This window comes from Streptomyces stelliscabiei (genome assembly GCF_014873495.1).
GTDB classification, from domain to species: Bacteria; Actinomycetota; Actinomycetes; order Streptomycetales; family Streptomycetaceae; genus Streptomyces; species Streptomyces bottropensis.
This window is the reverse complement of the sequence record NZ_JADBGF010000001.1, coordinates 3,259,009-3,279,851: the sequence shown is the minus strand read 5'-3', so window position 1 is coordinate 3,279,851 and position 20,843 is coordinate 3,259,009. Positions and strand designations below refer to the sequence as shown.

The 20,843-nt window shown below is 71.4% G+C and carries 18 protein-coding genes and 1 pseudogene; 9 read left to right on the top strand and 10 right to left on the bottom strand.

The annotated features are described in order from the left end of the window. Window positions 1-45 precede the first annotated feature (45 nt). Entirely contained in the window at window positions 46-1,074 is a 1,029-nt protein-coding gene (locus tag H4687_RS14330) for an MBL fold metallo-hydrolase (RefSeq protein ID WP_046918085.1), read from the bottom strand. A gap of 164 nt (window positions 1,075-1,238) precedes the next feature. Between H4687_RS14330 and H4687_RS14325 the strand changes: the two genes are divergently transcribed. The 3 genes from H4687_RS14325 to H4687_RS14315 are packed head-to-tail and all read left to right on the top strand — an operon-like array spanning window position 1,239 to window position 3,947. After that, window positions 1,239-2,756: an aldehyde dehydrogenase gene (locus H4687_RS14325; RefSeq protein ID WP_046918084.1), complete on the top strand. Its 1,518-nt coding sequence runs from the start codon at window positions 1,239-1,241 to the stop codon at window positions 2,754-2,756. A 6-nt stretch (window positions 2,757-2,762) separates the two neighbouring features. Further along, on the top strand, window positions 2,763-2,996 hold the full coding sequence (locus H4687_RS14320; protein ID WP_046918083.1) for a ferredoxin: 234 nt from the start codon (window positions 2,763-2,765) through the stop codon (window positions 2,994-2,996). Window positions 2,997-3,050: 54 nt separating this feature from the next. After that, window positions 3,051-3,947, top strand: a complete 897-nt coding sequence (locus tag H4687_RS14315) for a tetratricopeptide repeat protein (protein ID WP_046918082.1) — start codon at window positions 3,051-3,053, stop codon at window positions 3,945-3,947. 353 nt (window positions 3,948-4,300) lie between these two features. Here the strand turns inward: H4687_RS14315 and H4687_RS14310 are convergent, their stop codons facing one another. Continuing rightward, window positions 4,301-4,939, bottom strand: coding sequence for a TetR family transcriptional regulator (locus tag H4687_RS14310; protein ID WP_046918081.1), 639 nt, complete (start codon window positions 4,937-4,939; stop codon window positions 4,301-4,303). A 217-nt stretch (window positions 4,940-5,156) separates the two neighbouring features. Between H4687_RS14310 and H4687_RS14305 the strand changes: the two genes are divergently transcribed. Genes H4687_RS14305 through H4687_RS14295 form a run of 3 tightly spaced genes read left to right on the top strand, consistent with a single transcriptional unit; the run spans window position 5,157 to window position 8,580 of the window. Then, entirely contained in the window at window positions 5,157-6,743 is a 1,587-nt protein-coding gene (locus tag H4687_RS14305; RefSeq protein WP_046918080.1) for a glycosyltransferase family 4 protein, read from the top strand. Continuing rightward, window positions 6,737-7,504 carry a class I SAM-dependent methyltransferase gene (locus H4687_RS14300; protein ID WP_046918079.1) on the top strand — a complete coding sequence of 256 codons (768 nt, stop codon included), beginning with the start codon at window positions 6,737-6,739 and terminating at the stop codon, window positions 7,502-7,504. Before H4687_RS14305 ends, H4687_RS14300 begins: the two co-directional genes overlap by 7 nt. After that, window positions 7,501-8,580: a prenyltransferase gene (locus tag H4687_RS14295; protein WP_046918078.1), complete on the top strand. Its 1,080-nt coding sequence runs from the start codon at window positions 7,501-7,503 to the stop codon at window positions 8,578-8,580. The genes H4687_RS14300 and H4687_RS14295 overlap by 4 nt, the downstream gene beginning before the upstream one ends. A gap of 194 nt (window positions 8,581-8,774) precedes the next feature. On the opposite strand, the gene H4687_RS14290 is transcribed toward H4687_RS14295, so the two are convergent. The 4 genes from H4687_RS14290 to H4687_RS14275 all read right to left on the bottom strand — a co-directional run bounded on the left by H4687_RS14290 (window position 8,775) and on the right by H4687_RS14275 (window position 12,472). Beyond that, a complete protein-coding gene (locus H4687_RS14290) occupies window positions 8,775-9,062 on the bottom strand; it encodes a hypothetical protein (RefSeq protein WP_046918077.1) in 288 nt (95 codons plus the stop codon). A gap of 45 nt (window positions 9,063-9,107) precedes the next feature. Next, window positions 9,108-10,118 (bottom strand): LLM class F420-dependent oxidoreductase, encoded by a 1,011-nt coding sequence (locus H4687_RS14285; RefSeq protein ID WP_046918076.1) that lies wholly within the window; start codon window positions 10,116-10,118, stop codon window positions 9,108-9,110. 115 nt (window positions 10,119-10,233) lie between these two features. After that, window positions 10,234-11,085: a hypothetical protein gene (locus tag H4687_RS14280; RefSeq protein WP_097250314.1), complete on the bottom strand. Its 852-nt coding sequence runs from the start codon at window positions 11,083-11,085 to the stop codon at window positions 10,234-10,236. A 382-nt stretch (window positions 11,086-11,467) separates the two neighbouring features. Continuing rightward, on the bottom strand, window positions 11,468-12,472 hold the full coding sequence (locus tag H4687_RS14275; RefSeq protein WP_050398430.1) for an N-acetylmuramoyl-L-alanine amidase: 1,005 nt from the start codon (window positions 12,470-12,472) through the stop codon (window positions 11,468-11,470). 185 nt (window positions 12,473-12,657) lie between these two features. On the opposite strand from H4687_RS14275, the gene H4687_RS14270 reads away from it, so the two are divergent. Continuing rightward, window positions 12,658-14,811 (top strand): restriction endonuclease, encoded by a 2,154-nt coding sequence (locus H4687_RS14270; RefSeq protein WP_192781671.1) that lies wholly within the window; start codon window positions 12,658-12,660, stop codon window positions 14,809-14,811. Between the two features lie 39 nt (window positions 14,812-14,850). Here H4687_RS14270 and H4687_RS14265 read toward each other — a convergent pair whose 3' ends face one another. Both H4687_RS14265 and H4687_RS14260 read right to left on the bottom strand, forming a co-directional pair. Then, window positions 14,851-15,525 carry a class I SAM-dependent methyltransferase gene (locus H4687_RS14265; protein WP_046918402.1) on the bottom strand — a complete coding sequence of 225 codons (675 nt, stop codon included), beginning with the start codon at window positions 15,523-15,525 and terminating at the stop codon, window positions 14,851-14,853. Between the two features lie 261 nt (window positions 15,526-15,786). Next, entirely contained in the window at window positions 15,787-17,337 is a 1,551-nt protein-coding gene (locus tag H4687_RS14260; RefSeq protein WP_046918401.1) for an MFS transporter, read from the bottom strand. A gap of 251 nt (window positions 17,338-17,588) precedes the next feature. Here H4687_RS14260 and H4687_RS14255 point away from each other — a divergent pair. Together H4687_RS14255 and H4687_RS14250 are read left to right on the top strand one after the other, a co-directional pair. Then, window positions 17,589-18,385, top strand: a protein-coding gene (locus H4687_RS14255) for an IS5 family transposase (protein ID WP_233443437.1) whose coding sequence is annotated in 2 segments (ribosomal slippage) — window positions 17,589-17,924 and window positions 17,927-18,385 — 795 coding nt in all. Because the reading frame shifts where the segments join, the coding sequence is not laid out codon by codon here. 23 nt (window positions 18,386-18,408) lie between these two features. Next, a pseudogene (locus H4687_RS14250) lies at window positions 18,409-18,586 on the top strand (SigE family RNA polymerase sigma factor); the annotation flags it as partial. A gap of 187 nt (window positions 18,587-18,773) precedes the next feature. Here the strand turns inward: H4687_RS14250 and H4687_RS14245 are convergent. After that, window positions 18,774-19,406: a response regulator transcription factor gene (locus H4687_RS14245; protein WP_050398432.1), complete on the bottom strand. Its 633-nt coding sequence runs from the start codon at window positions 19,404-19,406 to the stop codon at window positions 18,774-18,776. Between the two features lie 75 nt (window positions 19,407-19,481). Continuing rightward, window positions 19,482-20,741 (bottom strand): sensor histidine kinase, encoded by a 1,260-nt coding sequence (locus H4687_RS14240; RefSeq protein WP_225966691.1) that lies wholly within the window; start codon window positions 20,739-20,741, stop codon window positions 19,482-19,484. Window positions 20,742-20,843: the final 102 nt, after the last annotated feature.

Below are 20,843 nucleotides of genomic sequence, written 5' to 3'. Positions count from 1 at the left end.
CCCGAGCGTGCGGCGGCAGGCCGGGCACCCCTGACCGGCGCCCCCTCAGACCGCCACATACGTGACCGGATCGCTCCCCGTCACCGCCTCCGCCCGCCCCAGCTTCACCAGCCGCCGCAGATGCGCCTCCGCCTCGGAGACCGCGATGTTGCGGGAGCCGAAGGGGATCTGGGGCCAGGGACGGTTCCACTCCATGCGTTCGGCGAGCTGCCAGGGGGTGAGGGGGGTCGCGAGGAGGGTGAGCAGGCCGGTGAGCCGGGACTCGTGATGGGCCAGCAACTCCCCCACGCGGGCGGCGGTGTCCGTGAACGCGTACTGATGGGCGGGCAGGACCTCGGCGGGACCGAGGCGGCCGACGCGTTCCAAGGAGTCGAGGTAGTCGCCGAGAGGATCGGTGACCGTGTCGTCGTCGGGGTCCTCGTAGAGGCCGATGTGCGGGCTGATCTCGGGGAGGAGATGGTCGCCGGAGAACAGGCGTCCGTGGCCCGGCAGTTGGGAGGGGTGTGCCTCCTCCAGGTGGAGGCAGACGTGCCCCGGCGTGTGCCCCGGCGTCCAGATCGCGCGGACGCGGCGGCCGGGCAGTTCGAGGAGTTCGCCGGGGACGATGTCGCGGTCGGGGAGCGCGGGGGAGAAGCCGGGCAGGGCGCGCGGGCGGCGCGGGGCGCGGAGGGCGGCGAGGTGCTCCTCCGGAGCGCCCGCCGCCGTGAGCTTGTCCGTCATGTACGTGAACCAGCGGTCCGGGCCGGTCCCGCGCGTGCGCCGCACGATCGCCGTGTCCGCCGCGTGCATCGCGATCCACGCCCCGGACACCTCGCGCACCGCCCCCGACAGGCCGTGGTGGTCGGGGTGGTGATGCGTGATCACGACCCCGTGGATCTCCGCGACCGACGTACCGCACGCCGTCAGTCCGGCGGCGAGCGCGTCCCACGCCGCCGGGTCGTCCCAGCCGGTGTCGACGAGGACCGGCCCCCGGTCGGTGTCGACGACGTACACGAGGGTGTGGCCGAGCGGGTTGTCCGGGATGGGGACCTCGATGGACCGTACGCCTCCGCCGTGGTCGGTCACCTGTGTCATGAAGTCACTATAACTAGAACGAGTTCCACCAGGGATGGGCGTGCGAGCCCGCCGTCGCGGCCGTCCGTCGACGAACGACATGGACTCCTCCCCCCGGAACTGGTATCAGTTCCCTACCAGAAACTGACGGTACGTCAGAGAAGTGGCTCCGGGAGGCAGCGGCCATGACCGAACTCGTGGAACACGGACAGCTCTTCATCGGCGGGGAGTTGACGGACCCCCTGGGCACCGACGTCATCGAGGTGGTCTCCCCGCACACGGAGGAGGTCATCGGCCGCGTCCCGCACGCGTCGCGCGCGGACGTCGACCGGGCCGTGGCCGCCGCGCGCCACGCCTTCGACCACGGCCCCTGGCCGCGCATGACCCTCGACGAGCGCATCGAGGTCGTCACCCGGATCAAGGACGCCTTCGCCGTACGCCACGAGGAGTTCGCCCGGATCATCAGCTCCGAGAACGGCACCCCGGTCACCTCCAGCGTGATGGTGCAGGCGCTCGCCTCGATGCTGGTGTGGGACGCGGCGATCACGACGGCGCGCGGATTCACGTACGAGGAGCGGCGCGACGGCGTGCTCGGCAAGATCCTCGTGCGGCGCGAGCCGGTCGGGGTGGTGGCGGCGGTCGTCCCCTGGAACGTCCCGCAGTTCACCGCCGCCGCGAAACTCGCCCCCGCCCTCCTCACCGGCTGCCCGGCGATCCTGAAGGTCTCGCCCGAAACCCCCCTGGACGCCTACCTGTTGGCGGAGATCGCCGCCGAGGCGGGCCTGCCCGAGGGGGTGCTGTCCATCCTCCCCGCCGACCGCGAGGTCAGCGAGTACCTGGTGGGGCACCCGGGCGTCGACAAGGTCTCCTTCACCGGCTCGGTCGCCGCAGGCAAACGGGTCATGGAGGTCGCCGCCCGCAACCTCACCCGCGTCACCCTGGAACTGGGAGGCAAGTCGGCGGCGGTGATCCTGCCGGACGCGGACGCGCAGACGGCCGTCAACGGCATCGCCCCCTTCGCCTGGATGATCAACGGCCAGGCCTGTGTCGCCCAGACCCGCATCCTCGTGCCCCGCTCCCGCTACGACGAGTTCGCCGAGGCCTTCGCGGCCTACGCCTCCGCGCTCAAGATCGGCGACCCCCTCGACCCGGCCACCGAACTCGGCCCGCTGGTCGCCCAGCGCCAGCAGCGCCGCAGCCTCGACTACATACGCATCGGCCAGGAGGAGGGCGCCAAGATCCTCACCGGCGGCGGCCGTCCCGCCGGCCTGGACCACGGCTGGTACGTCGAGCCGACCCTCTTCGGCGACGTCGACAACTCCATGCGCATCGCCCGCGAGGAGATCTTCGGCCCGGTGATCTGCCTCCTCCCGTACGGCGACGAGGCCGAGGCCGTACGCATCGCCGACGACTCCGACTACGGCCTCAGCGGCAGCGTCTGGACCGCCGACGACGAACACGGCATCGACATCGCCCGCCAGGTCCGCACCGGCACCTACTCCGTCAACACCTTCAGCCTCGACATGCTCGGCCCCTTCGGCGGCTACAAGAACTCCGGCCTGGGGCGGGAGTTCGGACCCGAGGGCTACGGCGAGTACCTGGAACACAAGATGATCCACCTCCCGGCCGGATACGAGCCGCCCGCCGAGGCCGACGCCGAGTCGACCACCACCCACACCGCCGCCGTCGACGGGGAGGAGTGACCGGCGATGGGTGACCGCTGGCACGTGGAGGTCGACCGCGCCCTCTGCATCGGCTCCGCCCAGTGCACCCACCTCGCCCCGGACGCCTTCCGCCTCGACTCCGCCATGCAGTCCCACCCCACCGCCCCCGACACCGACGCCAACGAACGCATCCTGAAGGCGGCGGAGGGCTGCCCGGTGGAGGCGATCGCGATCGCCCTGCCGGGCAGCGGGGAGCCGGTGTTCCCGCCCGAGGAGTAGGGGCCTACGCTCTGCGGTCGGTAACGGGACGATCGGGAAGCCGGGGCGGGGAACGTGGAGAAGTCCGAGGCCGGGGAGCTGATCGAGCAGGCGTACGCGGCCTGGGACGCCGAGGAGTGGCAGCGCGCCGCCGACCTCTACGAGCAGGTGCTCGCCCATTTCCCGGACGAGAGGCCGAGTGCGGAGTGGTGGTACGACGCGGCGCTCGCCCACAAGTTCCTGCGCGACTGGGACAAGGCGTACGAACTCGGTGTCCAGGCCGCCGCCCGCGCACCGCGCGGCGAGGGCGACCCCGCCTTCTGGAACCTGGGCATCGCGGCCACGATCCGCCGCGACTGGGCCGTCGCCCGCGACGCCTGGGCCGGCTTCGGCATCCGGCTGCCCGAAAGCGGGGGTGAGGGCGAGGGCGCGGGTGGGGATGAGGGCGAGATCCATGGCCGCTTCGGCCAGGCATGCGTCCGCCTGGACACCGGCGGCGCCCGTGAGGTGGTGTGGATCGACCGGCTGTGCCCGACGCGCGGGCGCGTGCTGAACGTCCCCGTGACCGGCGGCCGCCGCTTCGGCGAGATCGTCCTCCACGACGGGCAGCCGAACGGCGAACGCGTCGTCGACGGCACGACCTATCCCGTCTTCGACGAGCTGCTCCTCTTCGAGCCCTCCGACCTGCCCACGTTCCAGGTGACGGTCGCGGCCGCCGAACCCGGCGACCTGGAAGCCCTCACCACCCTCTTCGCCGACCACGACTTCGCCGCCGAGCCCGCCGGCACCCTGACGACGCACTGCGCCTGCTGCAGCGAGGGCACCCTCCACAAGGAGCCCCGGCCCGCCCACGCGGGCGCCCAGCGCGTCTGTCTGGCGGCCCCGGAGGAGGAGGCCCGCCGTCTGCTCGACCGATGGGTGGGGGAGAAGGCGATCGGGCGGAGCTGGAGCGGGCTGGAGGCCGTGGCGTAGGGGCTTGGGCGTCGCCGAGTACTTCGCCTCGAATGATGGAAAAAATCCCCTTTGAGGGGTTGCATTCCCGTACGGGCGTTCTATCGTAGAAATCAGCCTACGAGACGAGTGAGGGAGCCGACCGAAGTAGCCGACAGCGGCGAGAGGTAGCAGATCCGCCGGTGCCGACGTCGACGGTCGGGCTGAGAGGCCGGAAGGCGGCACAACAGGGCCGGACGGTGACCCTCGGCACCTGATGCCGGATGAGTGGTACCGGCGCAGGGAACCCGTCTCGTAGGTCTTCTGTGCTGCCGTTTCCCCGCCATCCTGTTCCCGCCGGTTCCGGCCTGCTTCAAGGCTGCTTCGAGCCTGCTTCAAGTCTGCATCCGCCGGTCCGGCGCCGTCAGGTCGATGAGGCGGCACACCGTCTCGATGTCGATCTTCACCTGGGCGATCGAGGCGCGGCCGGAGAGCCAGGTGATGAGGGCCGAGTGCCAGGTGTGCTCGATGACGCGGACCGCCGACAGCTGCTCCGGGCTCGGGTCCTCCAGGCCCATCGCGTCGAGGATGATCGCGGTCGTCTGGTGGGAGACCTGGTCGACCTCGGGGCTGACGCTGCGGTCGGCGAAGGTGAGGGCGCGGACCATGGCGTCGGCGAGGTGGGGCTCGCGCTGCAGGGCGCGGAAGGCGCGCATCAGGGTCTCGGCGACGCGCTCGGCCGCCGTCGCACCGCTCGGGGGTTTCTTGCGGAGCGTGCCGTGCATGTGCTCCAACTGGGCCTGCATCGTGGCGACCAGCAGATGGATCTTCGAGGGGAAGTAGCGGTAGAGCGTGCCGAGCGCGACCTGTGAGGATTCGGCGACCTCCCGCATCTGCACCGCGTCGAAACCGCCCCGGCTGGCCAGCTGGGCACTCGCGTGCAGGATCCGGCGCCGACGGGCCTCCTGCCGCTCCGTGAGGGGCGGTGAGTCCGGTCGCCCGGCGCCGGCTTCCACCTTGACTTCCGCAGGCATGGGTCTCGTTCCGTGACAGTCGTGACGATCGGTGAGGGTATGCGATCAAATAGCATGCCAGGGCGTGTGCCGTGGCGTGAATCACCTGATCCACCTCTCACAGCCGTTCTACCAGCCGGTAGATTCAGAGCCTCTTGAACGATCAACTCTGAAACTTGTTCTAGATTACCGTCTCGTCGTAATCTCACGGGAAATCGCAGTGAGAAGGGGGCCAGGAGTGACCGCGGAGGCCAGTCAGGCGGGGTCCCGACGTGACCTCGCCGCGGACGGCGAGCGACCGCTCAACATCGCGCTCCTCACCTATAAAGGGAACCCGTTCTGCGGGGGACAGGGCGTCTACGTACGGCACCTCTCGCGCGAGCTGGCCCGCCTCGGCCATCAGGTCGAGGTGATCGGCTCCCAGCCGTACCCCGTACTCGACGAGGACGCCGTACCCGTCGACGGTCCGGGCGGGATCTCCCTCACCGAGCTGCCGAGCCTCGACCTCTACCGCCAGCCCGATCCCTTCCGCACGCCGAAGCGGGACGAGTACCGCGACTGGGTCGACGCCCTCGAAGTGGCGACGATGTGGACCGGCGGCTTCCCCGAGCCCCTGACGTTCTCCCTCCGCGCCCGCCGCCATCTGCGCGCCCGGCGCGGGGAGTTCGACGTCGTCCACGACAACCAGACCCTCGGTTACGGTCTGCTGGGTGACGTGGGCGCGCCCCTCGTCACCACCATCCACCACCCCATCACCGTCGACCGCCAGTTGGAGCTGGACGCCGCCGAGGGATGGCAGCGGCGGATGTCCGTGCGCCGCTGGTACGCGTTCACGCGCATGCAGAAGCGGGTCGCGCGGCGGCTGCCGTCCGTGCTCACCGTCTCCGGCACCTCCCGCCAGGAGATAGTCGACCACCTCGGTGTCCGCGACGACCGGATGCACGTGGTGCACATCGGCGCCGACACCGACCTCTTCTCGCCGAATCCGGCCGTGGCCGAGGTGCCCGGCAGGATCGTCACCACCTCCAGCGCGGACGTGCCGCTCAAGGGACTCGTCTTCCTCGTCGAGGCGCTCGCCAAGGTGCGCGCCGAGCATCCCGCCGCCCATCTCGTCGTCGTCGGCAAGCGGCCCACCGAGGGCCCGGTCGCGCAGGCGATCGAACGGTACGGCCTCGAAGGCGCCGTCGAGTTCGTCAAGGGCATCTCGGACGCCGAGCTGGTCGACCTGGTCCGCTCGGCCGAGGTCGCCTGTGTGCCCTCGCTGTACGAGGGGTTCTCCCTGCCCGCCGCCGAGGCCATGGCCACCGCCACGCCGCTGGTCGCCACCACCGGCGGAGCCATACCGGAGGTCGCCGGACCCGACGGCGAGACCTGCCTCGCGGTGCCCCCGGGCGACCCGGGCGCCCTGGCCGCCGCCCTGAGCAGGCTCCTCGGCGACCCGGAACTGCGGCGGCGGCTCGGCCGCGCAGGCCGCGAGCGGGTGCTCCGGCGGTTCACCTGGGCCCGCGCCGCAGAGGGCACGGTCGCCCACTACCGCGAGGCCGTCGCCCGCGCGGGGGTACGCCCGGAGAGGGCCGTCACGAGCGTCGGACCGGCGGCCGATCCAGCCGTCGAGACCACTGCGACCGTCAAGACCACTGCGACCGCCGAAGCGGTCGACGCAGCCGCGATCAACAGGGCCGGCGACCCCCACGGGGGCGTCCCGACCCACGAGGGTGTCGAGACCCACGGGTCCGTCGAGACCCATGGGGCTGTCGCAGCCGCCGACGACGTAGTCGAGACCAACCGCGAAAACGCCAACCGCGAAAGCAGGGCCACGTGCTGACCGTCGATTTCTCCCGCTTCCCCCTCGCCCCGGGGGACCGGGTCCTGGATCTCGGCTGTGGAGCGGGCCGGCACGCCTTCGAGTGCTACCGGCGCGGCGCCCGCGTCGTGGCCCTCGACCAGAACGGCGAGGAGATCCGCGAGGTCGCCAGGTGGTTCGCCGCGATGAAGGAGGCCGGGGAGGCCCCGGAGGGCGCGACCGCCACCGCGATGGAGGGCGACGCCCTCGCGCTGCCCTTCCCCGACGAGTCCTTCGACGTCGTCATCATCTCCGAGGTGATGGAGCACATCCCCGACGACAAGGGCGTCCTCGCCGAGATGGTCCGGGTGCTGAAGCCCGGCGGCCGCATAGCCGTCACCGTCCCGCGCTACGGCCCCGAGAAGGTCTGCTGGGCACTCTCCGACGCCTACCACGAGGTCGAGGGCGGCCACATCCGCATCTACAGGGCGGACGAACTGCTCGCCAGGATCCGCGAGGCGGGCCTCGAACCGTACGGCACCCACCACGCGCACGCCCTGCACTCGCCCTACTGGTGGCTGAAGTGCGCGTTCGGCGTCGACAACGACAAGGCGCTGCCCGTGCGGGCGTACCACAAGCTGCTGGTCTGGGACATCATGAAGAAGCCGCTGCTCACCCGGGTCGCCGAGGAGGCGCTGAACCCGGTGATCGGCAAGAGCTTCGTGGCCTACGCGACCAAGCCGCACCTGCCGACGCTGGCCGACAGCGACACCACCGGCGTGTCCGAGGCGGCCGCCAAGTGACGACGCCCCGGACAGAACACCTGGTCCTGCCCGGGGTCCTCACCGCAGAGGAGGCCGCCGCCACCGTGCGGGGCATCCTCGCGGTGCAGCGCGCGGACGGTGCCATCCCGTGGTTCCGGGGACACCACCTCGACCCGTGGGACCACACTGAGGCGGCCATGGCCCTGGACGCGGCCGGTGAGCACGAGGCCGCCGGACGCGCCTACGCATGGCTGCACCGACACCAGAACAAGGACGGTTCCTGGTACGCCGCCTACGCCGACGGGGACGCCGACGACGTCACCGACCGCGGCCGCGAGACCAACTTCGTGGCCTACATAGCCGTCGGCGTCTGGCACCACTACCTGGCCACCGGCGACGACACCTTCCTCGACCGCATGTGGCCGGCCGTCCACGCGGCGATCGAGTACGTCCTACGGCTCCAGCAGCCCGGCGGCCAGATCGGCTGGAAGCGCGAGGACGACGGCACTCCGGTGAACGACGCCCTGCTGACCGGCAGTTCGTCCATCCACCACGCACTGCGCTGCGCCCTCGCCATCGCCGAGCAGCGCGAGGAGCCGCAGCCCGACTGGGAGTTGGCCGTCGGCGAACTCCGGCACGCGATACGCCGGCACCCCGAGCGGTTCCTCGACAAGGACCGCTACTCGATGGACTGGTACTACCCCGTGCTCGGCGGCGCGCTCACCGGCACCGAGGCCAAGGCCCGTGTCGAGGAGAGCTGGGACCGCTTCGTCGTGCCCGGCTTCGGCGTCCGCTGCGTGGTCCCCAACCCGTGGGTGACCGGCGGTGAGTCGGCCGAACTCGCCCTCGCACTCTGGGCGATGGGCGAGTCCGACCGCGCCCTGGACATCCTCCAGTCCATCCAGCACCTCCGCGACCCCGAGTCCGGCCTGTACTGGACGGGTTACGTCTTCGAGGACCGGGCCGTCTGGCCCGTGGAACTGACCTCCTGGACCGCCGGGTCCGTGCTGCTGGCCGTGGCCGCGCTGGGCGGCGACGAGGCGACGTGCGCGGTGTTCGGCGGAGAGCGGTTGCCGCGGGGGCTGGACGACTTCGACGACTCGGAGTGCTGCTGAGCGGGTGCCGCTGAGCGGAGCGCCGCTGGGCCGGGGGATCCGTCGTCGGCTGCCGGGCGGGTGGGGCTTCTCGCGCAGTTCCCCGCGCCCCTGAAGGGCCTGCGGCCTTTCAGGCCGAAAAGCACGGGGCACAGCCCGTGCTTTTCAGGAGCGCGGGGAACTGCGCGACCAGCCCCCACCGGAGCCGCACCCGCTCAATGCCGGTGCATCCGGTTGGCGATGGCGTGGCCCACGAACAGGTACACGACGGCCGCCAGGCCATAACCGGCCACCACCCGAGCCCACTGCTCGTCGAAGGTGAACAGGTCGTGCGACCAGCCGGCGAGCCAGCGGGCCGCGTCATGGATGAACTGCACGAAGTCGTTCGCGCCGTTCGCGCCCAACAGATACATCAGGATCCACAGGCCCAGGATGAAGGCCATGACGTCGGCCACGATCGCTATGACCCGGCCCGCCTGGTTGGAACCGCTATATCGAGACATGCTCAACGGGTTGCCCGCATGCCGTCGTTGAAACCCGGACACTCCCTATGAGTTGAGCTCCGCCAGCACCCGCAGCGTGTGCGGATCCGGGGACAGCACCAGCAGATCCGTCACCGGCCCCTTCCGCCACGACTCCAGCCGCTCCGCGATCCGTTCACGCGGCCCGACCAGGGAGATCTCGTCGGCGAAGGTGTCCGGCACGGCGAGTACGGCCTCCTCGCGCCGCCCGTCGAGAAAGAGCCGCTGGATGCGCCGGGCCTCCTCCTCGTACCCCATGCGGGCCATGAGGTCGGCGTGGAAGTTGCGCTTGGCGTGCCCCATGCCGCCGATGTAGAAGCCCAGCATGGCCTTCACGGGCAGCAGCCCCTCGGTGACGTCCTCGCAGACCTTCGCCCGGACCATGGGCGCGATGAGGAAACCGTCGGAAACCTCGGTCAGCGACGCCTCGTGGACATCGGTCCGGCTCGGCGACCAGTACAGCGGCAGCCAGCCGTCCGCGATCCGGGTCGTCTGCGCGATGTTCTTCGGCCCCTCGGCGCCGAGCAGGACGGGCAGGTCCGCGCGGAGGGGATGGGTGATGGACTTGAGCGCCTTGCCGATGCCGGTCCCGTCCGGGCCGTCGTACGGGAGGGGGTGGAAGCGTCCGTCCAGTTCGACAGGGGCCTCGCGCCTGAGGACTTGGCGTACGACGTCGACGTACTCCCGGGTCGCGGTCAGCGGGGACCTCGGGAACGGCCGCCCGTACCAGCCCTCGACGACCTGCGGCCCGGAGAGCCCTAGCCCGAGCAGGGCGCGTCCGCCGGAGAGGTGGTCCAGGGTCAGGGCCTGCATCGCGGTCGTGGTCGGCGACCGGGCGGCCATCTGCGCGACGGCCGTGCCCAGCTTGATCCGCGAGGTGTGCGCGGCGATCCAGGTGAGCGGGGTGAAGGCGTCCGAGCCCCACGACTCGGCCGTCCACACCGAGTCGTAGCCGAGCCGCTCCGCCTCCTGGACGAGCGGGACGTGCTCCGCGGAGGGACCACGCCCCCAGTACCCGAGTGCCAGACCGAGCCGCATGTGCCTGCCTCCTGACGGTGCGTCAGCTGTACGGGCGGGAGGCGACTGTACGCCAGTGGCCCCCCGCTCGGAAGAGCGGGGGGCCACTGGCGTACGGCTGTGCACCGCGTGATGATCAGCCGCGCTGGATACCGCTGGTGTCCTGCAGGACGCCACGACGGCCGTCCTGCGTCTGGGCCACCAGGTTGGCGCCGCGCTGCTCGACCGCCAGGTACCAGGTGCCCGGCGCCAGTTCGGCGATCGTCGACTGGGAACCGTCCTCGGCGAACAGCGGACGGGCCACCGGCACCGCGAACCAGAACGGCGAGAAGTCACCGGCGGGCGGCGGGGCCGCCGCCTGCTGCTGCTGAGGACCACCGAACGGCGCCCCCGGCCCCGGCTGACCGGGCCCAGGCTGACCGGGGCCCGGCTGGCCCGCACCGAAGGGACCCGGCGCACCGGCACCCGGGTACCCGTAACCACCGGGCGGCTGGGCCCCGTACGGCTGCGGCGCGACCGGCCGCGGGGCGCCGACGAGGGCGACCTTGAGGGCGGGGACTAGGGGGGTGGCGACGGCGGCGCCGGCCATGACCAGCGTGGCGATGAGGGCGAGGATGAGACCCATGCCGGCGTCGGTGCCGCTGCCACTGGTATCGCTGAAGTTGTCACCGCCACCGGACGGATCGAAGATGTTGCCCAGCGCGCTCCATGCGGCGAAGATCGTGAAGGCGATGCCGAAGTGGCCGAGGTCGATCCCGGCGATCTTGGGCGCCTGCGGCAGACCTCTGGCGACAACGATGAAGACGGCGCCGATCAGACCCGCCAGGACCACGCTCAGCAGCACCGGTCCGCTCTCCCAGAGGATCGGGAGATCGATGCTGTCGGGGATCCCGTCGATGGAGTAGTTGTCGAGGAACGACGCGATGAACAGCAATACCGCTGCTCCGATCACGACGCCGTCGCCTCTGGTGAGGGAGCGGATATTCACTTCAGGTCCTTCGTCAGTCGTCTCGTCATCGGTGGAGGCGTCGCCGTCACCATGTCGCCGTCAGGCCGTGGTGGGAAGCGCGGGGGTGGCTCCTCATCGTAGGGACGACCTTATCGTCCGACCGACTTGGGTGTCCTCCGGGATCATCTCGATGATCACGACCCGCCCGCTACCCTCGCAGGAAACTCACGATTCCCTCAGAGTTCCCCCGCTCCGCTTTCTGCCGCCACGCACCGCTGGTCAACGGTGCCGGGTCATGGATATCGCGCATCGCGGTACGTACGACGAACACGGCGGGAACCGTTGACAGATTGAGACCGCGCGCACTTCATTCCGTGGCACTCGGGGTTAGCCGCCGGAGTTCCCCAAAGGGGAGAGTCGTTCAATTTTCGAGGAAGCTCGTGATGCCGTCCGAGATTCCCCGGGCCGCTTTCTGCCGCCAGGCTCCGCTCGTGAGCAGGGCCGCGTCCTTGCTGTCGCGCATGTTGCCGCACTCGATGAACACCTTGGGCACGGTGGAGAGGTTGAGGCCGCCGAGGTCGGTGCGGGTGACCATGCCGGTGCCGTCGCCGACGTAGTTGGAGGGGGCGCTGCCGGTGGCGCGGACGAAGAAGCCGGCGATGCGTTCGCCGAGGTCACGGGAGGGGGCGACGATGGGCCGGGTGTCGGCGGCGCCCTCGTTCACCGAACCCGGCAGGATCACGTGGAAGCCGCGGTTGCCGGCGCCGGAGCCGTCGGCGTGGATCGACACCACCGCGTCCGCCTTCGCCTCGTTGCCGATCCGTGCCCGCTCGTCGATGCACGGACCCCAGGCCCGGTCACCGTCCTGCGTGAACTTCACCGTGGCGCCCTCCTGTTCGAGGAGCGTCCGCAGCCGCCGGGAGACGTCCAGCGTGAACCTGGCTTCCAGGTAGCCGTCGTTGGTGGTCGTCCCGGTCGTGTCGCATTCCTTCGCGTGCGTTCCGATGTTCACCTTGCGGTTGATCTCGGTCGTGTGCTGGAAGTTGCCGGGGTTGTGACCGGGATCGATGACGACGACCTTGCCCTTGAGGGGGCCGGTGGCGGCGGGCGCGGAGGCCGAGCCGGAGGGGCTCGCCTTGTCGCCGTCCCCACCGCCGGTGCCGTCCTTGCCGTCCTTGCCGTCGTCCGAGGCGGTCGGTGCGCCGGACGGGCCGGAGGAGGAGGCCGGGGTCTTCGCCGACCGGGTCTGCGGCCCCGCCACACTGCCCGAGCCGCCGTCCCCGCCCCCGGAGTCCCCGACGGCCTGCCAGACCCCCCACCCGGCCACCGCCCCCACCACGACCGCGGCCACCGCCACGGTCAGCGGGCGGCGCAGCGCGGAACGGCGGGGCTGGGGCGGATCGAAGTCCGGACCTACATACGACACGCCTGCCACCTTACGGGTCGGGTCCGGTGCGCAGCGCCCCCGCTCCGTGGTGCGGGCGGAGCCGGGGCGCTGACCAGCGGTAGGCGTACGGGCCGTCGCGGGATAAAGTCGGGCGGTTACGTCTGGTTGTGGGGGCGGGGCCTCGGCGCGCGGTCGGTGGGCTCCGGTGGGAGGGCCTGTAGCGCATGAGTCGTCGCTCCAACGGGTTGGCCGGGATCTGGGCCGAGGCACAACGCCAGCAGCAGCGTCAGTCGGAGGAACAGGCCCGCCAGCAGCGCGAGTACGAGCGACAGCAGCGCGCGTACCAGCGGGAGGTCGCGCGCAGCCAGCGGGAGCAGCAGGCGGCCTACCGCCAGCAGCGCGAGGCGGAGGCGCGCCGGCGCACGGAGGAGCTGGACGCGCAGGTCCAGGCACTGGAGGGGCTCCTGGTCGCCGGCTGCCGGGCCCCGGCGTTCCGGTCCGCCTCCCTCACCCGCACCGAGCGGCTGGAGCCGTTCTCCCCGGGGCCCCTCGCCCAGCCCGTACCCATGCCGGACCCCAACCACTACCAGGCGCAGGGCGGTTGGACCGCCCAGCGCCGGGCGCAGGCGCAGGCCGAGGCGCGCGCCCGGTACGAGCACGACTGGCACGCCGCGCAGGCCGCCGAGCAGCAGCGACAGCGTCAACTGGCCCAGTATCAGCGGCAGTACGAGCAGTGGGCGGAAGGACAGCGGGCGGAGATCCGGCGGCACAACGCCGGGCTCGCACAGATGGCGACGGCCCTGCGCGACGGCGACCCGGAAGCCGCCGTCGACTACTTCTCCGCCGCCCTCTACGCCTCGCCCGCCTGGCCCGACGGCTTCCCCCGGGGCGTCTCCGCCGCCTACGACTCGGCGGCCCGGCAGCTGGTCCTGGACTGGGAGCTGCCCAGGTACGACGCCGTCCCCGAGGCGAAGAGCGTCGTCTACATGCCGAGCGTCGACCAGGACAAGGAGCGCCCGCGCCCGGTCACCCAGCGACGTGCCCTCTACCGGGACGTCCTCGCGCAGTGCGTCCTCCTCGTGCTCCACGACCTCTTCGCCGCCGACGAGTTCGGCGCGCTGGAGTCGGTCGTCCTGAACGGCTTCGTGGACGACCACGACCCGGCGACCGGCCGCCGCACCCAGATCTTCCTGGCGACCGTCACCGTGCCCCGGTCGGTCTTCGCCGAGCTGCATCTGGAGCAGGTGAGCGCCGTGGACTGCCTGACGGACGGCCTCCGTGGCCGGCTGTCCGCCCGCCCCGACCAGCGCACCCCCGTCCGCCCCGAGCGCAGGCCCGACGACGTGGGCAACGGCGTCGTCACGCACGGCGGCGAGGACGAGCCCGACCTGATGGAGATGGACCCCCTCGCCTTCGAAGCCCTCGTCGCCGAACTGTTCCGGGCCATGGGCATGCAGGCGGTCACGACCCAGCGCTCGGGCGACGGCGGGGTGGACGTCGACGCTCTGGATCCGGCCCCGATCCGGGGCGGCAAGATCGTCGTGCAGGTCAAGCGGTACCGCAACACCGTCCCGCCGACCGCCGTCCGCGACCTCTACGGCACGGTCCAGGACGCCGGCGCCAACAAGGGCGTCCTGGTGACGACGTCCAAGTTCGGGCCCGGTTCCCACACCTTCGCCAACGGCAAGCCGCTGGAGCTGGTCTCGGGGCGCGAACTCGTCGACCTGCTCCACCGGCACGGGCTCCGGGGGCGCCTGGGCACCGGCGAGCGCCCCGCGCCCGCGTCCCCGACCGCTCCCACCGTGGTGCTGCCCACCCAGCGGACCTCGGCGGACGCCGCGGGCGCCGCAGATGCCGCGGACGGCGCGGACTCGGACCCGGCCTCCGTCCCGGACGACCACAGCGTGCTCGGCATGTACTGGACCGGTGGCGTCGCCCTGGACGTCTGCGCGCTCGTCTGCCACGGCAACCGGGTCCTCAGCGACGACCACTTCGTGTTCTACAACAACCTCGGCACGCCCGACGGCACCGTCCGCGCGGTCCCGCCGACCACTCCCGACAAGGCCGCGATCCTGGTCTCCTTCGACGCGCTGCCGACGGAGGCCGACCGTCTCGTCCTCGTGGCGGCGATCGACCCGGCCGTGAACCCCGACGCCGACCTCTCCGGCTTCACCGACGCCGGCATCCGCCTCCTGGACCCCGCCCGGGCCGAACAGGGCCGCCTCGACGTCTCCGACGGCCGCGCCGACGAAACGGCCCTCACCCTCGGCTCCTTCCGCCGCCGCGCCAACGGCGACTGGGACTTCGTCGTCGGCGGCAAGGGGTACCGGGGCGGCCTGGAGGAACTGGTCCAGGACTACGGCATAGAGGTGGGGTAGCCCAGCGGCCCAGGAGTGGTGGTGCAGGGGTGCCGCTGGTCAGATACCGGTCCCGGTCCGCCGCAGTACCCGCAGGGAGTCCGTCGCGGAGACCTCCGTGAAGGCGCCGGAGGCGAGGGCGCGGAGGTAGACGCGGTAAGGGGCCTGGCCGGTGAACTCGTCCTCGGGGTCCGGGAAGACGTCGTGGATGACGAGAAGACCGTTCGGGGCGACGTGCGGCGCCCAGCCCTCGTAGTCGGCGGTGGCGTGCTCGTCGGTGTGGCCGCCGTCGACGAAGACGAGACCGAGGGGAGTGCCCCAGAAGGCGGCGACCTGCGGGGAACGGCCGACGACGGCGACGACGTGCTCCTCCAGTCCCGCCCGGTGCAGGGTGCGGCGGAAGGTGGGGAGCGTGTCCATGTGACCCACCTCGGGGTCGACGGTGGACGCGTCGTGGTACTCCCAGCCCGGCTGCTGCTCCTCGCTGCCCCGGTGATGGTCGACCGTGATCGCCGGCACGCCCGCCGCACGGGCGGCGTCGGCCAGCAGGATCGTCGAACGGCCGCAGTACGTCCCCACCTCCAGCAACGGCAGCCCCAGCCGCCCCGCCTCCACCGCCGCCGCGTACAACGCCAGCCCCTCGCCGGCCGGCATGAACCCCTTGGCCGCCTCGAACGCGCGGAGGATCTCCGGCTCGGGCGCCGGCGAGGTCGGGGGGCTCGATGCCGCGGACATGGGGTCCTCCGTGTGGTCGTACGTCAAGGGGGCGCCTCATGCTGTCATGCGGTGATCGGGGGAGGGCTGGGGGGATTCGGTCGGCCGGCGGGCGCGGGTGAGTGGGGCTGATCGCGTGGTTTCCCGCGTCTCTTGTAGGCCCAGGGCCCACTCGGGCCGAAAAGCACGGGGCTCGGCCCGTGCTTTTCAGGGGCGCGGGGAACTGCGCGACCAGCCCCCACCGGACCCGCAGGCGGCCTCGACGGGCACGCCGCCCCCGGCCTACCGGGCGACGGCAGCCCGGTCCTCCCTGGAAACCAGGTCGGCCCCGTCGGCCTCGTCGACGACGTCGGCCGACTCGGCACCCTCGCTGCTCGCGAGCAGCCGATGCCCGGTCGCCCGACGGTCGCGCCCCGGCAGGAACAGGGCCAGGAGGAGGCCCACGGCGACCGCGCCGGTGGCGATGAGGAAGGAGACGCGGAAGCCGTGCATGGTCGGGATCGCGACCCCGCCCACGTGGTTCGCGGTGTTGGCCAGCACCATCCCGATGACGGCGCTCGACACGGACGTTCCGATGGACCGCATGAGCGTGTTGAGCCCGGTCGCCGCACCCGTCTCGGACGGGTCCACGGCGCCGATGATCAGCGCCGGGAGCGAGGAGTAGGCGAGGCCGATGCCCGCGCCCAGGACCACCGACACGACCACGGTCTGCCAGGCGGCGCTCATCAGGCCGAGCCCGGCGCCGTAGCCGACCGCGATGATCAGCAGGCCCAGGATGAGGGTGCTCCTGGGGCCGTACTTGGCGGAGATGCGGGCGTAGACCGGCGCGGTGAACATCATCGTCAGGCCGAGCGGAGCCACGCACAGGCCCGCGACGATCATCGACTGCCCGAGGCCGTAGCCGGTGGCGGAGGGCAGCTGGAGGAGCTGCGGCAGGACGAGGGAGACGACGTAGAAGGAGACGCCGACCATGATCGAGGCGAGGTTGGTGAGGAGGACCTCGCGGCGGACCGTGGTGCGCAGATCCACCAGCGGCGCGGGGACGCGCAGCTCCCAGACGCCCCAGAGGAGCAGTACCAGGGCGGACGCGGCGAACAGGCCGAGCGTGGTCGTGGAGGTCCAGCCCCAGTCGCTGCCCTTGGTGATCGGCAGGAGGAAGAGGACGAGGCCGGCGGAGAGGCCGACCGCGCCGAGGTGGTCGAAGGTGCCCGGTGCGCGGGTCTTCGTCTCCGGTACGGCGATGAGGGTCAGCACGATGGAGAGGACGCCGAGACCGGCCGCACCGAAGAAGAGGAGGTGCCAGTCGGCGTTCTGGGCGACCGCGGCGGCGAGCGGCAGGGCGAGTCCGCCGCCGACGCCTATGGACGAGCTCATCAGGGCCATGGCGGAGCCGAGGCGTTCGCGGGGCAGCTCGTCGCGCATCAGGCCGATGCCGAGCGGGATCGCGCCCATGGCGAAGCCCTGGAGGGTCCGGCCGACGATCATCGGGAGGAGCGCGCTGGTGAACGCGCTGATCAGCGCCCCGACCACCATCACGGCGAGGCTGGCGAGCAGCATGCGGCGCTTGCCGAAGAGATCGCCGAGGCGGCCCATGATCGGGGTGGCCACGGCGCCGGAGAGGAGGGTGGAGGTCAGTACCCAGGTCGCGTTGCTGGGGGAGGTGTCCAGCAGCTGCGGGAGGTCCTTGATCACCGGGACCAGCAGGGTCTGCATCACCGCGACGACGATTCCCGCGAAGGCCAGCACCGGGACGATCGCTCCGGGGGCTCGTGTCGCGCCCGTGGCCCCGGTGGCGGGCCCGTCGGTCGGCGGCGGTGTCTGCGGTTGCGTCATTGAGCGAGGCCTCCTGGCCGGGTCTACGTATGTGTGCCATCTGAACCTCGTGTGCCTGGGCAACTATTCCGTTGTTTTGAGTGACTAACGAAAACTTGACCCGCTCATGGGGAAGTGACGGCACGTCAGGGCTGGCGGGGCCGGCTCGAAAAACTCCGCCGCGACGGGGCAACGAATCCGATCCCTCGTGGCTGTTCAAAGCATTTAGAGGTCGTCTCATTTGGGCTGTTCGATAGTATGCCGTCGTGGGGATCGTTGAGCGTCTGGTGCCGGATGAGTTGTGGGAGCTGTTCGAGCGGGTCGTGCCGCCTGCTCCGTCGCGGCCGCAGGGCGGTGGCCGACGACGGTACGGGGACCGCGAGGTGCTGGCGGCGATCGTCTTTGTGGCCACGTCAGGCTGCACGTGGCGGCAGCTGCCCCCGTCGTTCGGGCCATCGGGTCCGACGGCCCACCGGCGGTTCACCGAATGGAGCAAGGCCCGGGTGTGGGCCAAGCTCCACCGCCTGGTCCTGGACGAACTCGGTTCCCGCGGTGAACTGGACTGGTCCCGGTGCGCGATCGACTCGGTGAACATGCGAGCCCTGAAAGGGGGGACCTGACAGGTCCGAATCCTGTCGACAGGGGCAAGAAGGGCTCGAAGATCCACTTGATCACCGAGCGAACCGGTCTGCCCCTCTCGGTCGGTATCTCCGGTGCGAACCTCCACGACAGCCAGGCACTCGAACCACTGGTCCGTGGTATCCCGCCGATCCGCTCCCGCCGCGGACCCCGCCGACGCCGCCCCGCCAAGTTGCACGCGGACAAGGGCTACGACTACGACCACCTGCGGCGATGGCTCCGCAAGCGAGGCATCCGCCACCGCATCGCCCGCAAGGGCATCGAGTCGTCCACACGCCTGGGCCGACACCGCTGGACCATCGAACGCACGATGGCCTGGCTCGCCGGCTGTCGCCGACTTCATCGCCGCTATGAGCGCAAAGCCGAACACTTCATGGCCTTCACCAGCATCGCTTGCACCCTCATCTGCTACCGCAGGCTCACCAAATGAGACAACGTCTTAGGAGGTGCTCGATGGGGGATCGGAAGCAGGCGAGGGCAGCTCGGGACGAGGAGTTCCGGAGCTTCCTCGTCGGCCGCTGGCCACGACTGATGCGTACGGCGCTTCTGCTCACCGGAGAGCAGCACGCCGCGGAGGACCTGGTGAAGGGTGCCCAGGCGAGCTGGTTCGTGGCACTGGCGCCGGGAGGGGTGGGTTACCAGTCTGCGGACGTGACGACGTGACGACGTGACGACGTGACGACGTGACGACGTGACGACGTGACGACGTGACGACGTGACGACGTGACGAGGTGACGAGGTGACGAGGTGACGAGGTGACGAGGCGACGAGGCGACGAGGGGGCTCGGGCCATCCTGTTCTGTCTGGCGGGGGCGGGGCTAGAGCCACCCCTGCTGCCGGGCCTCCCGCATCGCCTCCATGCGGTTGCGGGTGCCGGTCTTGCCGATGGCGGAGGAGAGATAGTTGCGCACGGTGGACTCGGAGAGGTGGAGCCGGGCGGCGATGTCGGCGACCGTGGCGCCGTCGGTGGAGGCGTTGAGGGTGTCGCGTTCGCGGTCGGTGAGCGGGTTGGGACCGGCGCTCAGCGCGGCAGCGGCGAGGGCCGGATCGACGACGGTCTCGCCGGTCAGCACCCGGCGGATCGCCTGGGCCAGCTCCTCCACGGGCCCGTCCTTGACCAGGAACCCGGCGGCGCCGGCGTCCATGGCCCGTCGGAGGTACCCCGGCCGGCCGAAGGTGGTGAGGATCAGCACCCGGCAGTCGGGCACCTGGTCCCGCAGCTCGGCGGCGGCGTCCAGACCGCTCATCCCGGGCAGCTCGATGTCCAGCAGCGCGACATGCGGCCGGTGGATCAGCGCCGCGTCCACGATCGCGTCCCCCGCCCCGACCTGCGCCACGACCTGGATATCCGCCTCCATGCCCAGCAGCAGCGCCAGCGCGCCCCGCATCATCCCCTGATCCTCGGCGAGCAGAATCCTGATGGACTTGGTGGTCCGGTGATCCCGGGGCATCTCGTTCACGGCCCAAGAGTAGGGCGGGGGCGTCGCTTCGGACGGGCGAGTGACGCGGGTCGTGCGGGGACACCACTACGGATACCGCCCCCTCTCCGAGCCCGCAGCCGCCCCCGTCGGCCTCTCGTCGTCCGCTCCGTGCGCGGTGAGCGGCAGTTCGGGGAGGGGCAGCTCCGCCGTGACCGTGAAGCCGCCTCGCGGTGCGGGCCCGGCCTGGAGCGTGCCGCCGGCCATGGCGAGACGTTCGGTGAGGCCCCTCAGGCCGTTGGGGGTGGTGCGTGCGGGTGAGGGAGGGGTGAGGGGGCCGTTGTCGGTGATGGTGAGGCGGGTGTGGGTGGAGGTGGTGGTGAGGGTGATGTCGCAGGCGGTGGCTCGGCTGTGGCGTAGGACGTTGGTGATCGCCTCACGGACGACCCAGCCCAGCAGGGCCTCGGCCTGTGGATCCGGAGCCGGTCCGCGGCGGCGCACGGTCAGGGTCGTGCCCGCGGCCGAGAGCACGGGCCGGGCGTGGTCCAGTTCGGTCGTGAGGCTGCCCTCGCGGTACCCGGTCACGGCCTCGCGGATCTCCGTGAGGGCCTGGCGGCCGACCGCCTCGATGTCCGTGATCTGGGCGAGCGTCGCGTCCGCGTCGTGCGGGGCGAGACGACGGGCCGCCTCCGACTTCACCACGATCACCGACAGTGTGTGGCCGAGGAGGTCGTGCAGGTCGCGGGAGAAGCGCAGCCGCTCCCGCTCCACCGCGCGGTGGGCGAGTTCCTCGCGGGCGGCGCGCAGTTCGCGGACCGCCTCCACCAGGGAGAGGATCGCGGCCGTCACGACGATGGAGATGAAGGTGCCGTAGGCGACGTTGATCGCGGCCCAGCCCTCCCGCACCGCCGCGACCCCGCCCGCGAGCACGGTCACCGCCAGCCCGGTCCCGCGCAACAGTCGGCCGCGCATGGCGGCGCCCACGGCAAGGCCGAACAGGGGGAGGAAGTTCAGCCAGCTGCCGCCGTAGGCGAGGGCGAGACCGTAGGCGATCAAGCCGACCACGGCGAGTGCGACGCGGGTGGAGCGGGACTCGCGCTTCTCCTTCAGGAAGGCGCGGATGACGACGTAGATGTAGAGGGAGTTGAAGATGAAGATGCCGAGACCGCCGATCCAGGGGTTCGGGGCGCGGCCCTGGAGGAGGTTCGCGTACGCGCCCATTCCCATGAGCAGCCACGGCACCAGGGTGAGCCCGGTGGCGGGCGGCCCCGGTTCGTCCGACGCCGCCCGCCCGCCCCCACGCCACGGGAGCCATGCCGCCCTCCCCGCTGGGCGCCGGCTCTCGCACCCGGTGTCCTCGGCGCCCATGTCCCCGGCACCCGCGTCTTCGGTACCCGCGTCCCCCGTACATGCGGCGCCCGCACCCGTCGGGGTCGCCGTAGTCGCTTCTCTCCGCCTCATGTGTTCGAC

Excerpts from the sequence above, each read along its gene's own strand:
- H4687_RS14330 (WP_046918085.1), bottom strand. The coding sequence starts at position 1,074 with ATGACACAGGTGACCGACCACGGCGGAGGCGTACGGTCCATCGAGGTC.
- H4687_RS14325 (WP_046918084.1), top strand. The coding sequence starts at position 1,239 with ATGACCGAACTCGTGGAACACGGACAGCTCTTCATCGGCGGGGAGTTG.
- H4687_RS14320 (WP_046918083.1), top strand. The coding sequence starts at position 2,763 with ATGGGTGACCGCTGGCACGTGGAGGTCGACCGCGCCCTCTGCATCGGC.
- H4687_RS14310 (WP_046918081.1), bottom strand. The coding sequence starts at position 4,939 with ATGCCTGCGGAAGTCAAGGTGGAAGCCGGCGCCGGGCGACCGGACTCA.
- H4687_RS14290 (WP_046918077.1), bottom strand. The coding sequence starts at position 9,062 with ATGTCTCGATATAGCGGTTCCAACCAGGCGGGCCGGGTCATAGCGATC.
- H4687_RS14285 (WP_046918076.1), bottom strand. The coding sequence starts at position 10,118 with ATGCGGCTCGGTCTGGCACTCGGGTACTGGGGGCGTGGTCCCTCCGCG.
- H4687_RS14270 (WP_192781671.1), top strand. The coding sequence starts at position 12,658 with ATGAGTCGTCGCTCCAACGGGTTGGCCGGGATCTGGGCCGAGGCACAA.
- H4687_RS14265 (WP_046918402.1), bottom strand. The coding sequence starts at position 15,525 with ATGTCCGCGGCATCGAGCCCCCCGACCTCGCCGGCGCCCGAGCCGGAG.
- H4687_RS14260 (WP_046918401.1), bottom strand. The coding sequence starts at position 17,337 with ATGACGCAACCGCAGACACCGCCGCCGACCGACGGGCCCGCCACCGGG.
- H4687_RS14245 (WP_050398432.1), bottom strand. The coding sequence starts at position 19,406 with ATGCCCCGGGATCACCGGACCACCAAGTCCATCAGGATTCTGCTCGCC.
- H4687_RS14240 (WP_225966691.1), bottom strand. The coding sequence starts at position 20,741 with ATGGGCGCCGAGGACACCGGGTGCGAGAGCCGGCGCCCAGCGGGGAGG.